A 15897-nucleotide genomic window follows, 5' to 3' on the forward strand; every position below is an offset into this window, starting at 1 on the left:
GGAAACTGCCCCCCAAGTTTCCGTTCAATCGACTGGCTTGATGTGCCGAAATGCACGGAGGAGCGCGAGGTCATAGGCGATCTTGAGCAGGCCGCAGGCAACCAGCGGGACGCCGACCCAGCCCGTTGCCAAGAGGCCGCCCGCGAGGGCCGGGCCAAGTGCGGATGCCAGGCTCCTCGGTACCGCAGTCAGACTTGCGGCCGCCGGACGTTCGGGCGGCGTCACCACGGCCATCACATAAGCGGTCCGGGTCGGTACGTCCATCTGCGACAACGCGCTGCGCACGAGCAACAGGGCCAGGGTCGCTGCCAGGGAGGGAGAAAAAGCGGCCGCGATCAGGCAGAGGCTGGAGGGAACGTGGCTGAACACCATCGTGTTCAGCAAGCCGAACTTGCGAGCTAGCGGCACGGCAACGAGCTGGGAGCCTGCGGTGAGCAGCCCCGCCCAGAAAAAGAACTGGCCAGCGGCGCCTGGGGAAAGACCGAAGCGCTGCATCAACCACAGCGCCAGCAGAGAGTTCACCACCAGGCCGCCGGCAAAGGCGTCGACGCTAAAGAGCAGCGCAAGGTGGGTAACGATGCGGCGAGAGGGGCCAAGCGGTATTCTCACTGACGGCACGTGGGGGTGTGGCACGGGCATGCGGGCATAGAGGGCGTAGAGTGCGACACCGGTCAAGGCATAGATCATGAACATCGCGCGCATGGCGCTGAGAAAAGGAATCCCGATTTGCGCGGCGAGCCAGTCCGGCAGCGCTGCTGCCAGCGCGCCTATGGCGGCGGAGAGGGCCCCGGTCAGGCTGTAACGGGCGAATAGCGCCGTGCGGCCGTCGGAGGCCGACGAATCCGCAAGAGCGGCCTGCTCGAGTGGCAGGAACACGCTGACGTCTCCGGAGCTTGGGTTGAGCGTGCCAATGAATGCGACGAGCAACAGCGGCCAAAGGGAAGACAGTCCGGCGAAACCTATGCCGGTCGCGGCCATCAATGCCGCCGCCAACAACAGCAGGCGGCGCTGCGGGTAGCGATGGCCGATGACGCCCACCAGTATCGTCGCCAGTGCCGAGCCGATCAGGGTGGCACTGCTGATCAATCCCACTGCCAGTTGCGCGAAACCGAGTGCAAGCAGGTACGCTGGCAGTAGGACGGCGATAAACCCATCGCAGAAGCCGCGTAGCGCGCGGCCGATGAGAAACGGCAACGCGCTGGGATGGACGCCTGCAGGCAGTACCAGGCGCGCAAGCCAGACTGGGTCGGTGGGCACAGCCGGGTCCTTAAGAATGCATGGGCTTTGTCTTCTTCGTTCCTAGTTCGCGCCGGCATTTCCGAACGAGAAGGTGTCGAACAAGGTCACGCTATCCGCCTTGGTCCATAGGCCGACTGCGCCGGCGCCGCCAATGTGGTCGTCCGTCACATCGATGTAGCGTTTGCCGTCCAGCGCAACCTGGATATGGTTGCCGATGAACTCGACGCGCAGCGTATGCCAGACCCGGGCAAGGACAGGGGCCTCCTGATATTGGATTGTGTGCCTGCGGCCGCCCGTTGTGTAGTACAGGGAGACATTGTTCTCCAGTGCATTCGCTCGCGCGACATAGTAGTTATCGCCGCTCTTCCAGCGCCAGACGACGCCGCCGGCCTGGTCTTCGCGACCGGCAATGGGCTTGAACCTTGCTTCTACGAAGCCATCGGAGATGGAGACGGCTGACTTCACACACCAGGGGAAGTCTCCGGAGCCCGATTGCTTGAGCACGTTGGCGCTATTCACCGCGGTCGGGTCAGCCTCGACGGTCCACCTCGGTGTGCCGCGGCCGGTAACACCGGCCACCCATCCCGCAGGCAAGGCACCTTGTTTGTTCTGGTTGAACATGATCGTTTCTCCAGTTGCCGGCATGGCTGTCAGCAGCATCCATACAAAGAGCAGGATCGCTTTCACGGGGTACCTCCCGGGCGACATCGCAAAGAAGTTCACGCAGGCATCTTCGGTGGCCACCGATGCGTCTCCGCCTGGCAATGCAGGCACCAGGCATACAGGGCGTCATACACCACCATGCCATGCCGGAGCATCTCGTGATCGTCGGTGAACACCTGGGACAGACCCAGCGAGATAGCGTAGAGCCCTCCGGATTGCGGGGTGAGATCCAGCTTTGACGTGTCCGCGCCCCGCACGATGCCGGCTAGTTGCTGCAAGGCTGGATCATTCAGATGGTATTTATCCAGGAACGCGTCAAAGCTGCATAGTTCGCCGACATGCGAAAGCTCGACGCCAGGGATGTCGTAGGGAACGGCACCCGTCTCGCCAGCGACTTTCACGACGTCGCCGGTTGGCACGTACAAAAATTCTGGTTCCTTGTCGATAAAGCGGGCGATCAGCCAAGGGCAGGCAATCCGGTCAATCTTCGGACGTTCGCGGGTAATCCATTTCATGGCTGGCTCCTTACGGTTTGCCGATCGTCGGGTGATTGCCGGCGGCCCATTCCTCGATGCCGCCGGTGAGATACGCTGCTCGGAAGCCTGTGTCTTCTAGCCGGGCGGCATTGTCCTGGCTGGCGTGATCTGGTATCCGGAATTATTTTCGGGCCACGGCGAAGCGCTCGGCTGCCTGGGCCCAATGAATGTTCTGCATGAAGGCATCCACATATGCCGCAGCTTTTGCGCCGAAGTCCATGTGGTAAGAATGCTCATACATGTCAAGCGCCAGGATCGGGGTAGCCCCGGCGAGGGTATGTGCGTGATCGGGCGCCCACTGGTTCACAAGCCGCTTGTCTCGCGGCGAGTAAGTCAGCAACACCCATCCCGAGCCGCCGCCTAGTGCCTTGCCCATTGCGATGAACTCGGCCTGCCAGCGCGCCACGCTGCCGAAGTCACGGATGAGCGCCAACTCCAGCTCGCCGCCCAAGCTGCCGCCATCACCGAGCCCGTCAAAGTACACCTCGTGCAAGATCATTGAATTGGTAGCGATCAGTTCTTCGCGCTTCAGGCCATTGAGCACAAAGACGGGTGCGGTCGCCGGATCCAGCGAGGCAAGTTCCGCGGCGATGGCATTCAATCGCTTCACAGCGCCGCCATAGTTGTTCTCGTAGTGGCTGACGATCAGTTTTTCCGAGAGGCCAGTGAGCTTGCCGGGATCGACGCCCAGCGGCTTCATTGCATAGGTCATGATGGATTCTTTGTTCGTGCGGCTCATGCGTGGAGGAGCGGGTAGGCGACCAGGCCGATTAGTGCGGCGCCGACGACGATGACTGGCTCAGGCAGCTTCTTGAATTTCCAAAGCAGCGCGACCGTAACAAGCGCAAGCAAGACAGTGGGCAGATCGATAATTGAGCGTTTGGCCAGGACGATCACGGCGCCCGTGATGGCCCCGACAGCCGCCGCCGTCACGCCATCGACGAAGGCGATGATGCCGGGGCGTTTCCCGTACTTCTTGAAGTAGGGCGCCGGGATCACGGTGAACAGGTAGCAAGGCAGGAAGGTGCCCAGCGCGGCCACGGACGCCCCCGGCAGGCCGGCAACCAGGTAGCCGATGAACCCGACCGTGATCACCACGGGGCCCGGCGTGATCATGGCCACTGCCACCGCGTCGACAAACTGCTTGTCGTTCAACCAATGGTGCTCGGTCACGACGCCACCGTACAGGAACGGCACGATGGCAAGCCCGGACCCGAATACGAAGGCGCCGGCCTTGGCGAAGAACACGCCGATCTGCGTCAGCAGCGGCCAATCCACAGTGCTGACGATCCCGCCCACCGTAGGCAATTGCGTCGCCGCAATGGCATTGAGGCCACCTTGTCGCAGCCACTTCGGTGGCGCGCGCCAGAACCAGACTACGAAGCCGGCCGCAAGGAACAGCCAGGCGATCTCCGATTCGGTCACCACGGTCACCGTTGCCAACACCAGGTAGATCACCCACAGCAGCTTGTCCTTGCCCACGCTCTTGTTGGTGAGCTTGTAGGCGCTGATCGCAATGATCCCGATGACCGCGGCGCCAACCCCGTAGAACACAGACTGCATCCAGGTCAACCCGCCGAACCGGACGTAGGCCCAACCCAGTGCCACCACCATCAGGAACGACGGAATGACGAATGCAATGCCGACCAAGGTCGCGCCGACGACGCGATAGTGCACATAGCCGAGATAGATGGCGAGCTGCGCGGCAAGCGGACCGGGAGCCAACTGCGCCAGCGCCAGGCCTTCCTTGTAATCGGCGTCGGTAATCCACTTACGCGCATCCACCAAGTCCCGGTGCATGTAGCCAGCGAGGGCAACGGGGCCGCCGAAGCCCAGCGTACCCAGGCGCAACATATAGAACACAAGTTGCCAGAGCGAATAGCTCGGCCGTTCGGCCGCCGGCGCTTGCGGAATGTCGGCTTGCTGCAGGTTGCTCATTGATCTTCCTTGAGATGGGGGCGGTGACGGCTAGCGTTTCCGGTGATTCAAAAAGTGGGCATGCAGGGAATCCAGCACCAGGCCGATTTCGGCCAACAGCGCATCGTCGTCGGCTAGCCGCTCGCGGGCGCCGGCCAGGATCGCCTCGAACCCGCTCGCTTCGGGAACGGTCGGGCCGCCGACATCCAGCGCGTGGACCATCTCCGCCAGGCGCTGCAATCCTGGATTCGCGTCCAGGCCAAAGCTTGCAAGCAGCACCTCGAAGGAAACCTTGTCGCCAACATGGGTGAATGTCGCGTCGTCGAAATCGAAGCCCAGCGCATCGGTTGGGCAGTCACTGGGGGATTCGAGCCACAGAAAGCGGGCGTGGGGGTCGATGAAGCGCTGGATCAACCAGGCGCACGCCACCCGGTCGACCCAAAGATGGCGGCGGGTCGCCCAGAGCCGCCCGTGGTACTGGGTGGGGTCGCGCCGCGCGATCGCCCCGGCAGCAGGGTGCGGCTCTCCAGGCGACAGGATCGTTTCAATGGCGCCCGTAAAGTCCCGCCACTGCGCCTCGGCACGCAGGGACGCCTCGTTGGGGAAGAAATCAACCTTGCGAATCGATTCGTAAATGCGTCCGAGCCGCCGCAGCAAGCGATTGAGCTCGGCTTCACTTAGTCCGGAAAGCGTCTGGCGGGCTTCCGAGACGGAGGCGAGGAACTCGGCATAGTCGCCCGATCGGTCGAACAGTGCGCGGTAGGCGGCAGCGTCGTCGTCCTCTTGGGGATGCACCGTCAACAGCCAGGCTTGGCCATCCTGCTGCTGGGTTTCGTCGGCCAGTTCGCGGAATTGCGCCACTTGCTCGGCCCTGGCCGGCAGCAGATAAGCCCCGTCGCGCAAGGCGGCTCCACCTAACGTCTTGAGCGTGCGCCAAATCCGCATGCGGGCGGTCGCGCCCGATGTGGGAAGGCTGACAATCAGCAGGATCCAGGAATCTTGGGATGTGGTCATGGAAGGCAGCATAGGGGGGCTGAGCACGGGTTTCAATGATGTAGAGATCATTACAAAAAGCCGGCGCAGCCCTGTAGATTGCCGTCTTTAGATGGATCGATCGTGGATGGCTTGGCGCCGCCTCGCAGACCAGCCTGGACGCTTGGCAGACGTGGATGGAGCGCCACACTCGGTGTCGCTTGGGACCGCTCAAGTTGGGCAAAGCGTTTCGACGGGAAGCCAGTTCACCGAATTGAACCAGGGGCACCGGCGGCGCACCCATTGGCCTCTGAAATGTGCCGATGCACTGATGGGGAGGATAGGCGTTCAGTCAGTCAGCGCCTCAGGCTTTGATTTAACATAACAATGATTATCGGTGGGAACGGTTGTAAAGGCCACATCAGAATGTCCGCTTCGGGGGTGGGGACGAAAACTTGGACTACTTGGAGCTAGTTCATGTTTTCGTCCCCACCCCCTTTTGGCTAAGCTCAAATGTCCGAGTTTGGCCAGCTTGGCCAGCGTAAGCTTGACGGCCTCCAGCGCCACGGAGCCCGTCATAGGTGGCCATGTGGTTGGAAATGCCTCAGCGGCTCGGCAATAGGCATCTTCAGCGCGCCACGAGCGGCGCGGAGCCACTGCACCAACTGGTGTCTGGACTTCACACAGCGGCCACGGATAGTGGCCACCTACGAAGAGCATGCAGGCGTTCTGCAGGCGATCGTCGCGCGCGACTGCCCTGGTGCGCGCGGGTTGCTGCGCGCTCATATCGAATGCAGTCGGGACGTGGCACGCAACCTCACGCTGCACCGGCTGGTGGAAGCGGCATAGCCCCCAGCCCTGCTTGCCGGCATGTCGACCCTGTGGCATGGCGCCGCGGCGCCGGAAAATTCCACACAAGTGATGAAGAAGATCCTTATAATGCAACCTAGTTGCAATAAGGCTCCAATCACGTTGGCCCACCCGTCGGGACCGGCCGCCTCGCGCCGCGCCACCGCCGAACCCCCAACGCGCTACCTAGCGCCCGCGCTTCACTCTGATCCGAACATGCCGATATTTTCTGTCACTCCAGCCGGCCAACGACGGCGTAGTCCCCTCGCCGCACTGGCCGCCGCCACGGCGATCACCGCGCCGCTCGCCGATGCCGAGGAGGCGCCCGCGACGACGCTCCCCGAAGTCTCGGTGGTCAGCACTGCCGACAATACCTACGCGCCTTCCACCGCCACCGGCGCGACGCGCACCGAGGCCCCGCTGCGCGAGGTGCCGCAATCCGTGCGTGTGTTGCCGCGCGAGCTGATCGACGATATCGGCGCCACGCGGCTGGACCAGACCTTCGACTACGCCAGCGGCGTGTCGCGCCAGAACAGCTTCGGCGGCCTGTGGGACAACTACGCGATACGCGGCTTCACCGGCAACGAGAACACCGGCGCTGGCTATCTTGTCAACGGCTTTGCCGCCAACCGCGGCTTCACCGCGCCGCGCGACGCGGCCACCATCGAACGCGTGGAGGTGCTCAAGGGCCCGACCTCCTCGCTATACGGTAACAGCGAACCCGGCGGCAGCATCAACGTCATCACCAAGCAGCCACAGTTCAAGCCCAGCCAGACCTACGACATGGAGGTCAGCAGCCGTGATGGCTACCGCGTGTCGGCCGACGTCACCGGCGCCATCAGCGACAACGTGGCCGGGCGGCTGATCGCCGTGGGCGACCACGAAGGTAGCACGCGCGACTTCATCAACAGCAAGCGCTACCTGGTGGCGCCGTCGTTCACCTGGACCCTGGGCGCTGACACCATCGTGCAGTACGCGGCCGAGTTCCAGCGCTACACCACCCCGCTGGACCGCGGCGTGGTGGCCATCAACGGGCAGTTGGGCGCCGTACCGCGCTCGCGCTTCCTCGGCGAGCCAAACGATGGCGACATCCGCCTCGACAGCCAGTCGCACCAGTTGAGCGTCGAACACCAGTTCTCGCCGAACTTGAAAGGCCGCCTGGCCGCAGCCTACCGCGGCGGCAGCCTGGTGGGCTACTCCACCGAGGCCAGCGCGCTGTCCGCAGACCAACGTACCCTGAGACGCCAGCGTCGCTATCGCGACTACCAGTCCGACGACGTCTCGCTGCAGGCCGACATGACCGGCAAGTTCGACACCGGCGCCATCGGCCACGAGTTGATCGTCGGCGTGGACGCCTACCGCTTCGGCAACACCCAGGTGCAGCTGCGCAAGAACCCCAGCGCCGGCGCGCTCTATGCCATCGACATCTACAACCCGGCCTATGGCCAGGCCCCGCCCACACTGGCAGCCAACACCGACACCTACGAGCGCCAGACCAGTCTTGGCCTCTATGCCCAGGACCAACTGCGGCTGGGCGAACGCTGGCGCCTGCTGGCCGGCGCGCGTTTCGATGCCTACAACCAGTCGCTGGACAACCGCCTGCTCGGCACGCGTGCCAGCCAGCATCAGAGCGCGGTCTCGCCGCGCATCGGCCTTACCTATCTGGCCAGCAACAACGTCTCCCTGTTCGCCAACGCCAGCCGCTCGTTCCGCCCTAATACCGGCACCGATTCCGCCGGCAACCCGTTCTCTGCGGAACACGGGCGGGCCGTGGAAGCCGGCGTGAAGCTCGACAGCGACGACCGCCGTCTCGGCGCCACGCTGTCGGTCTTCGAGATCCGCAAGCGTAATGTGCTGACCGCCGACCCGCTGGACCCCTCCTACTCGGTGGCCGCCGGCGAGGCGCGCAGCCGAGGGGTGGAACTCGACGCATCCAGTCAGCTCGGCACGCATTGGCGCGTGACCGGCAACTTCGCCTATATCGACGCCGAAATCACCCAGGACAGCACGCTCGCCGCCGGCACGCCGCTGGCCAACATCCCGCGCACCAGCGGCAGCGTGATGGCGGTGTACGAGGATGCGGCCCCCGTCGGCCAGCGCTACGGCGTAGGCGGCGGCATCCGCTATGTCGGCAAGCGCTCCGGCGACTCGCGGAACAGCTTCTCGCTGCCCGCCTACACGCTGGCCGACGTGCTGGGCTATTGGCAATACAGCAAGACGGTACGCGTGACGCTTAACGTCGACAACCTGTTCGACAAGACCTACTACGCCAGCTCCTATAGCAGCGTGTGGGTAATGCCCGGTGCCGGCCGTACCGTGCGCCTGGGCCTGCGGCTGAGCTACTGAGGCCATGGTGTTTGGATCTCCCAGACCGTCAACCATGATGAACCTGTACAAAATAGGAAGTTTACCTTTGTAGTTTTCCTTCGCATCGACTACATTGGGGACATGCATGGCAACCACAAACAGGATGATCCGCTGGATGCCCGCGCATCCGCGCTGGCAACCGATCTTCGTATCGTGATCGGCCAGCTGAGGCGCCGCCTGCGTGAAGAGGTGCATCCGGGCGACCTCACCTGGGCCCAGATGTCGGTTCTTGGCCGCCTGGAGCGTGATGGTCCGGCCACTGTGACAACGCTGGCGCGGGCCGAGGGTGTGCGGTCGCAGTCCATGGGCGCCACGGTTGCCGTCCTGGAAGCGGCCGGGCTTGTGAGTGGCGCGCCGGATCCGGTCGACGGGCGGCAGACCATCTTGTCGCTCACGGCTGACGCCAGGGAGATGATCCTGGCGACCCGGGCGGCGCGGGAAGACTGGCTGCTGCGTGTCATCCGGACAAAACTTGCGGCGGCGGAGCAAGAGGGGCTTGCGGCTGGCATCGCCCTGCTCAAACGGCTGGCCGACTCGTGAGCCTTGCGATGGGACCCTTTCAAAGTCCCGGCCCGCGCCCTGCTCCGGACTTGCCGCAGTCCCTGTCGACCGAGAGAAAACCGAGAGAAAAACCGAGAGAAACCACCATGCCAGTCACCGTTCTTGATCCGAAAACCGCTCTGGTTGTCATCGATCTGCAGCAGGGAATCGTCTCGCTTCCCGTCGCGCACCCGGTCGACGAAATCGTGAAGCAGTCCGCGACCCTTGCCACCGCGTTCCGCGGCCACGGCCTGCCAGTAGTGCTGGTCAACGTTGCCGGCGGCGCCCCCGGCCGTACCGAACAGGGCCGCAGGCTTGGCGATCTTCCTGCCGGATGGGCCGATCTGGTGCCCGAGTTGAACCGGCAGCCGGCCGACCTCACGGTGACAAAGCTGACGTGGGGAGCATTCACCAATACCGACCTTGAGGCGCAACTGAGAAAGCTGGGTGTGACGCAGGTGGTGCTTGCCGGCGTCGCGACCAGCATCGGCGTGGAGTCGACCGCGCGCCAGGCGCATGAGCTTGGGTTCAACGTCGCCCTGGCCGTCGATGCCATGACCGACATGAGCCTGGATGCGCACGCGAACAGCATTGCGCGGATTTTCCCGAGGCTGGGTGAGACAGGCACAACCCGCGAGATCATCGATCTGCTCGAAAAGGGCGGCAGCCGGTGAGAGGCACCTTCCGTTCACTTGACAACTTCAACTACCGGCTGTGGGCCGGCGGGGCCATCGTATCCAATGTGGGAACCTGGATGCAGCGCACCGCGCAGGACTGGCTGGTGCTCACGCATCTGACGCACAAGAACGCAACGTCCGTGGGCGTGGTCATGGCGCTGCAGTTCGGGCCCCAGATGCTCTTGTTACCCTTGACCGGCTTTGCGGCGGATCATTTCGACAGGCGCAAGCTCCTGCTTGCCACGCAGGCCGCCATGGGCACGCTGGCGCTCGGGCTGGGGCTGCTGACCTTGTCCGGGCACGTCCAGTTGTGGCACGTGTACCTGTTTGCGTTCTTGCTCGGCTGCGTCACGGCATTCGATTCACCCGCGCGCCAGACGTTTGTCGCCGAGCTGGTCGGGGATTCGGACCTGTCCAATGCCGTGGCGCTGAATTCCACCTCGTTCAATGCAGCGCGGATGATTGGGCCTGCCGTGGCCGGCGTGCTGATCAGCGTGGTGGGCACCGGATGGGTATTCCTGATCAATGCGGCGTCCTTTGTCGCGGTGCTGGGGGCGTTGAGCCGCCTGCGCCTTGGTGAACTGCATCGGAAGGCCCGGGCGGTCCGCACGCGAGGCAGCTTTGCCGAGGGCTTTCGCTATGTCTGGCGGCGCCACGACCTGAAGGCTGCCTTGCTCATGCTGTTCCTGATCGGCACGTTTGGGCTGAATTTCCCGATTTACATCTCGACGATGTCGGTTACCGTCTTTCATGCCGGGGCGGATCAGTTCGGTTTCCTGACGTCGATCATGGCGATCGGGTCGGTGACGGGCGCCTTGCTGGCGGCAAGGCGGGCCAAGCCGCGCTTCTCGCTTTTGCTCGCTGGCGCAACGGTGTTCGGGGTAGGCTGCGCGCTAGCCGCGATCATGCCCAGCTACGCCCTGTTTGGTCTTGCACTGATCATGGTTGGCGTGGCGGCACAGACTGTGACCACGTCGACAAACAGCCTGGTGCAGCTATCGACCGAACCCGCCATGCGCGGCCGAGTGGTAGCCATCCTCTTCGCCTTGGCCTTGGGTGGCACCCCGCTTGGCGCGCCGATCGTCGGCTGGGTCGCCGATACGTTCGGGCCACGCTGGGCGCTTGGCATTGGCGCTGGCGCGGGCTTTGCCGCTGCGATCGTCGGCGTGCGCTATCTCGCGAAATACCATCGCCTGCGCTTGCGTATCGACGCCGGGCGCATGCACCTGAGCTTCGACGAACACATGCTGAAGCCGGAGGCGTGAGCCGCCTGTTACACGGCCTCGTCGCCCACCGCGCTGCGGATCTGCGCGGCCAGTTTCATCAGGTGTGGCTTGAGAATGCGCGCGGCGCTGGCCGGCGTTGCCTGCGTGGTGGTGCTGACGTTCAGCACGTGGATGGCGTAGCTCTTGAACACCAGTGGCGTGGAGAGCGCGACCACTTCCGGCTGCCAGCTCGCCATGCACCAGCCCTGCTTGCGCACTTGCCCGATGGCTTGCTCGATGTCTTTTGCAAGTGCGGGCCAGTTTGCGCGCAGGCGCTTGCCGAAGCCTTCCAGCAAGGCCTTGGTTTCCTGCTCGGGGGCCGCGGCCAGGTAGGCGCGGCCCAGGGAGGTAAGCGCCATGGGCACACGCTGCCCGGTCACAACGCTGCGCAGCGAGACCTTGCGGCTATAGCGGATGGATTCCAGATAGACCATCTCGTCGCGGTCGGCCATGGCCAGCCCGACGTTGATGTGCTGGCTTTGCGCGAGCTCGCGCATCAACGGGGCTGCTGCCTGCAGCACGGCAGAGCCGGCGCGCATGGCGTGCGCCAGGCTCAGGACCGGCGGGCCAAGCCGGTAAGCGCGCAGCGTGGCGTCGTACTGGAGGAAGCCGGCCTCCACCAGGCTTTGCGTGAGCCGGCTGACAGTCGAGCGCGGCAGGCCGGTACGTTCGGCCAGGTCGCCGTTGCCCAGCACTTCCGAGCCCGCACGAAACGCCCGGAGTATCTCCATGCCGCGCTCCAGCGAGCGATTGGCCGACGTGCTGCTCGCCCTGCCACGCGCCCGCGACAACGCTAGTTCGGGATCCAAGGTCATGCTCCTGGGTGGGGCTGATTTCCGGCAGCCGGAATTAAAGCATCGGAGGGGAGTTTGGCATCATTTGCTATGACTATGCCAGATCCCCCTGCCCGGCTTGCTGCAGTCAGCCCGCCATCACAACCACGCCATCTGCCGCCCGCACGCCTTGCGATGCCGGCAGCACGAAGACCGGGTTGATCTCCGCCTCCACCAACTGCTCGCCCAGCGCGGCCGTCATGCTGGAAAACGCCACAATGGCATCGGCCAGCGCTGCAACATCGGCCTTGGGCCGGCCGCGAAAGCCATCCAGCAGCGGCCAGGTTTTCAGTTCCTGGATCATGCCAAGTGCTTCGGTGTGCGACAGCCCGCCGGCCGGCGGCAGCATGCGCATGGTGGTGTCCTTGAACAGCTCCGCGGTCACGCCGCCCATGCCCAGCAGGATCGCGGTGCCGAGCGCGTCGCGGTGCATGCCAAGGATCATCTCCACGCCGCCGGTGACCATCTCCTGGACAAGGAAGCGCTGGGGCACCACGCCGGTGTGCGCTCGCACGTCGTCGGCCATCGCCGGCAACCGCGCCGAGACGTCTTGCGGCGTCAGGTTGACGGCGACACCGCCGACATCACTCTTGTGCGTGATCTCGGCACTGAGGATCTTGAGGACCACGCGGGCACCGAGGTCCTGGGCGGCGTCGCTGGCTTCTTGCCCATTGCGTACGATGTGCTCGCGCACCGACGGGATGCCAAAACGCGCGAAGAGCTGCTTTGCTGCTGCCTCATCCAGCGCGCCGCGCGGCAGCTCCCCGGCGATGAGGGCTGCCGCCTGGGCCGGGACATCAGGCGCCTCGCGCCATTGTCCGGCACGCAGCATGGCGCTTAGCGCGGCCGTACAGCTCTCGGGCGCACTGAATGCGGGCACGCCGCGCGCGGTCAGCAGGCTGGCCACCTGCGGCGCATGCGGGCTGACGAAGGCGACCACCGGCTTGTCGCTGGTGGGCAGGCAATCCTGGATCGCGCCTGCCATCAGGTCTGGCATGGCCAGGCCGGACGACCCGACGATGACGGCAACGGCGTCATAGCTCGGGCTATCCAGCAGCGCCCGGATCGCGCCGCGCAGCAGGTCCGGCTGCAGGCCTGCCAGGGTGACATCGATGGGGTTGCGATCCAGTGCCGCGTGATCGCCCTGCTGCAGGGCCCGCAGCCGTTGCGCGGTGGCTTCGTCCGGCGCGGGTGTCTCGAAGCCGGACAACCCGAGGCTGTCCGAAACCAGCGTGCCGGCCCCGCCGGTCGAGGTCAGGATGGCAACCCGGTTGCCGCGCAACGCCCTCCCGGTGGCGAGCGCGGCGGGCATGTCGAGCAGGTCCGCGAAAGTCTGCGCGCGGATCACGCCGGCTTGCCGGAACAGCGCGTCGTACATCCGGTCCGCGCCGGCCAGCGCGCCCGTGTGCGACACCGCGGCGCGTGCCCCCGCCTCGGAGCGGCCAATCTTGAACGCTACCACCGGCTTGCCGGCCCTGGCCGCTTTCAGCGCGGCGGCGCGGAATCGGTCGGGATGGCGCACGCTTTCCACATACAGCGCAATCACACGGGTGGCCGCGTCATCCGCCAGGTAGTCGATGAAATCGGCCAGGTCGAGGTCCGCTTCATTGCTGGTGGAAACCAGCTTGGAAAGCCCGATGCCGCGCGCGGCGGCGCGGGAGAGCAAAGCGCCAAGAATGCCGCCGCTCTGCGAGACCACGCCGATGTTGCCGACTGGGAAATGATCCATCTCCAGCGCCCCGCTGGCGGAGAGCGGGATATTGTCGGTGAGGTTGACCAGGCCGATGGTGTTGGGGCCGAGCAGGCGCATGGCGCCGGCTGCCTCGATCAGTTCCGCCTGGCGGCGCGCGCCTTCGGCGCCCGTCTCCGAGTAGCCGCTGGCCAGCACGATGGCGGCGCCGGTGCCGAGTGCGGCCAGTTCGCGCACGGCCAGGTGGGCGCGCTGCGCGCCCAGCAGGACGATGCCCACATCCGGCACTTCCGGCAACGCGTCGATATCCGCATAGCAGAGGATGCCGTCAATCTCGCCCACCTTGGGGTTGACCGGGTAGATGGCGCCGGCGAAACCATGCTTTTTCAGGTAGGCGACCGGGCGCCCGGCGGTCTTGGCCGCATCGGCGGAAGCGCCGATGATGGCGACGCTGCGCGGCTTGACCAGGCGGGCGATGGCAGAGCGTGCGTTATCTGCGTCCATGGTGTCAGGCCCGTTCCTTTCCAGCCATCTTGGCCAGGAATGCCCGCACGGATTCCCGATGCTCGGCGCTGGTGTAGCAGATGCCCTGCGCCTGGCTGCCCTGCGCGAATACCTGCTCGGCCGGCAACTCGAAGGCCTGGTTCAGGATGGACTTGCCCAGCGCCAGGGCAGTTGCGGAGCCCTGGCTCAGTTCCGCCGCCCAGGCTCTGGCACTGGGCAACAGCGCCTCCGGCTCGCTGACGCGATCCGCGATGCCCAGCTGGAGAGCCTCTGTGGCATCGACCTTGCGCCCGCTGAAGATCAGCTCCTTGGCCTTGGACAGCCCGGTGCGGCGCGGCAGGAAGTACATGCCGCCGCCGTCCGGGATCAAGCCACGATGGATATATGACCAGGCGAAACTGGCGCTTTCCGATGCCACCACAAAATCGCAGCTCATGGCCATATCGGCACCCAGCCCGGCGGCGGCGCCATTGACCGCGGCAATGGTGGGCTTGGGCATGTTGTGCAGCAGCGCCACGGTATGGTGCACCCGTTGCTGGCGCGACCAGCCGTTGAAAGCCACCTCGCCCGCCGGCGCATCCATGCGCCGCTGCATGCCGGCCACATCGCCGCCTGCGCAGAAGCCTTTACCGTTGCCGGTGAGCACCAGCGCCCGAATGGTCTTGTCCTGGGTGACGTGCTCCAGGGCGGCGATCAACTCGGTACGCATGTCGTCGGTCATGGCGTTGCGCTTTTCAGGGCGGTTCAGCGTCAGGGTGGCGATCCCGGCGTCAATGTCGAGTGTGATCAGTGAAGTGGCGTTCATGGTGGGTCTCTCTATCTCGTGTTTTGTGCTTTGATTCGTGCTTCGTGTGTTTTGCGTGCCGATGCGCAATCGAGGGCTGCTCGACTACTCTGCGGTGATCTTGGCTTGCTTGACCACCTGGCTCCAGCGAACCTCCTCGGCGCGCACATAGCGGCCGAATTCCTCGGGCGTTCCCGCGCTGACTTCCAGGCCCTCGGTTTCGGCGCGCTTGCGGAACGCCTCGGTCTGCACCGCTTTCCTGGCGGCGGCGTTCAGGCGGGCAATCACCGGGGCGGGCGTGCCTGCCGGCACGAAGAGCCCGTACCAGCTTTCGGCCACGTAGCCGGGCACGCCGCTTTCCGCGATGGTGGGCACCTTCGCCAGGACCGGGCTTGTCGAGCGCTTGGCCGTGGTCACCGCGATCGCCCGCAGCTTGCCGTTCTCAAGCAACGACCCGACTGCGGAGGCCGTGGCGAACATCACATCCACCTGGCCGCCCAGCAAGTCGGTGATGGCCGGGCCGGCGCCTCGGTAGGGAATGTGATTGAGGTCGACTTTGGCCAGTGACTTGAACAGTTCACCCGCGAGGTGCGCGGAAGTGCCTGGGCCCTGAGATGCAAACGAGATCTTTCCTGGCTTGGCCTTGGCGGCAGCGATCAGGTCCTGCACCGTCTTGTAGGGGCTGTCCGGGCGAACCACCAGCACGTTGGGCGACTGGCCTACCAGCATCACCGGCGCAAATGCCTTGTCGGTGGCGTAGGGCAGCTTGGCGTGGATGCTCGGGTTGACCGCGTGCGCAAACGTGGCCATCACCAAGGTGTAGCCATCCGGTGCGCTCTTGGCCACCGTGTCGGAGCCGATGATGGTACCGCCGCCCGGCTTGTTGTCGATGATCACGGGCTGGCCGAGATCCTGCGACATCGTCACGCCCATGGTCCTGGCGATCAGGTCGGTCCCACCACCCGGGGCGAAGGGCACGACGAGGCGAATGGGTTTTTCCGGGAAGGCTGCGGCGTTGGCCGCTGGCGCCAGCGCGCCCATGGCGGCGAGCGGAATGGCCA

Annotated in this window: 15 protein-coding genes; 5 read left to right on the plus strand and 10 right to left on the minus strand. The window is 64.9% G+C overall.

Annotated features, from left to right (window positions below; genetic code table 11):
- Positions 1-24: 24 nt before the first annotated feature.
- The 6 genes from AB4061_RS05670 to AB4061_RS05695 all read right to left on the minus strand — a co-directional run bounded on the left by AB4061_RS05670 (position 25) and on the right by AB4061_RS05695 (position 5369).
- Complete coding sequence (locus AB4061_RS05670) at positions 25-1257, minus strand: MFS transporter (RefSeq protein ID WP_441631721.1); 1233 nt, start codon at positions 1255-1257, stop codon at positions 25-27.
- 42 nt (positions 1258-1299) lie between these two features.
- Complete coding sequence (locus AB4061_RS05675; RefSeq protein WP_441631723.1) at positions 1300-1926, minus strand: hypothetical protein; 627 nt, start codon at positions 1924-1926, stop codon at positions 1300-1302.
- A 32-nt stretch (positions 1927-1958) separates the two neighbouring features.
- The gene (locus AB4061_RS05680; RefSeq protein WP_441631725.1) at positions 1959-2417 is read right to left on the minus strand and encodes a chromate resistance protein ChrB domain-containing protein; all 459 of its coding nucleotides are present in this window, start codon (positions 2415-2417) and stop codon (positions 1959-1961) included.
- A 142-nt stretch (positions 2418-2559) separates the two neighbouring features.
- Positions 2560-3150: a superoxide dismutase gene (locus tag AB4061_RS05685; RefSeq protein ID WP_441631836.1), complete on the minus strand. Its 591-nt coding sequence runs from the start codon at positions 3148-3150 to the stop codon at positions 2560-2562.
- A gap of 23 nt (positions 3151-3173) precedes the next feature.
- On the minus strand, positions 3174-4376 hold the full coding sequence (locus AB4061_RS05690) for a chromate transporter (protein WP_441631727.1): 1203 nt from the start codon (positions 4374-4376) through the stop codon (positions 3174-3176).
- A gap of 30 nt (positions 4377-4406) precedes the next feature.
- A complete protein-coding gene (locus tag AB4061_RS05695) occupies positions 4407-5369 on the minus strand; it encodes a chromate resistance protein ChrB domain-containing protein (RefSeq protein WP_441631729.1) in 963 nt (320 codons plus the stop codon).
- Positions 5370-6026: 657 nt separating this feature from the next.
- On the opposite strand from AB4061_RS05695, the gene AB4061_RS05700 reads away from it, so the two are divergent.
- From AB4061_RS05700 to AB4061_RS05720, 5 genes are all read left to right on the plus strand, one after another.
- A complete protein-coding gene (locus AB4061_RS05700) occupies positions 6027-6176 on the plus strand; it encodes a hypothetical protein (protein WP_441631731.1) in 150 nt (49 codons plus the stop codon).
- 216 nt (positions 6177-6392) lie between these two features.
- Positions 6393-8522 carry a TonB-dependent siderophore receptor gene (locus AB4061_RS05705; protein ID WP_441631733.1) on the plus strand — a complete coding sequence of 710 codons (2130 nt, stop codon included), beginning with the start codon at positions 6393-6395 and terminating at the stop codon, positions 8520-8522.
- 102 nt (positions 8523-8624) lie between these two features.
- A complete protein-coding gene (locus tag AB4061_RS05710) occupies positions 8625-9083 on the plus strand; it encodes a MarR family winged helix-turn-helix transcriptional regulator (protein WP_441631735.1) in 459 nt (152 codons plus the stop codon).
- A 107-nt stretch (positions 9084-9190) separates the two neighbouring features.
- The gene (locus tag AB4061_RS05715) at positions 9191-9757 is read left to right on the plus strand and encodes an isochorismatase family protein (protein WP_441631737.1); all 567 of its coding nucleotides are present in this window, start codon (positions 9191-9193) and stop codon (positions 9755-9757) included.
- Positions 9754-11025 carry an MFS transporter gene (locus AB4061_RS05720; protein WP_441631739.1) on the plus strand — a complete coding sequence of 424 codons (1272 nt, stop codon included), beginning with the start codon at positions 9754-9756 and terminating at the stop codon, positions 11023-11025. The genes AB4061_RS05715 and AB4061_RS05720 overlap by 4 nt, the downstream gene beginning before the upstream one ends.
- 8 nt (positions 11026-11033) lie before the next feature.
- On the opposite strand, the gene AB4061_RS05725 is transcribed toward AB4061_RS05720, so the two are convergent.
- The 4 genes from AB4061_RS05725 to AB4061_RS05740 all read right to left on the minus strand — a co-directional run bounded on the left by AB4061_RS05725 (position 11034) and on the right by AB4061_RS05740 (position 15877).
- Positions 11034-11834, minus strand: coding sequence for an IclR family transcriptional regulator (locus AB4061_RS05725; RefSeq protein WP_441631741.1), 801 nt, complete (start codon positions 11832-11834; stop codon positions 11034-11036).
- 112 nt (positions 11835-11946) lie between these two features.
- Positions 11947-14052, minus strand: a complete 2106-nt coding sequence (locus tag AB4061_RS05730; protein ID WP_441631742.1) for an acetate--CoA ligase family protein — start codon at positions 14050-14052, stop codon at positions 11947-11949.
- Between the two features lie 4 nt (positions 14053-14056).
- Complete coding sequence (locus AB4061_RS05735) at positions 14057-14857, minus strand: enoyl-CoA hydratase/isomerase family protein (protein ID WP_441631744.1); 801 nt, start codon at positions 14855-14857, stop codon at positions 14057-14059.
- An 84-nt stretch (positions 14858-14941) separates the two neighbouring features.
- On the minus strand, positions 14942-15877 hold the full coding sequence (locus AB4061_RS05740; RefSeq protein WP_441631838.1) for a tripartite tricarboxylate transporter substrate binding protein: 936 nt from the start codon (positions 15875-15877) through the stop codon (positions 14942-14944).
- Positions 15878-15897 lie beyond the last annotated feature (20 nt).

It is taken from the genome of Cupriavidus sp. YAF13 (genome assembly GCF_052113425.1).
In the GTDB taxonomy this organism is placed as follows: Bacteria; Pseudomonadota; Gammaproteobacteria; order Burkholderiales; family Burkholderiaceae; genus Cupriavidus.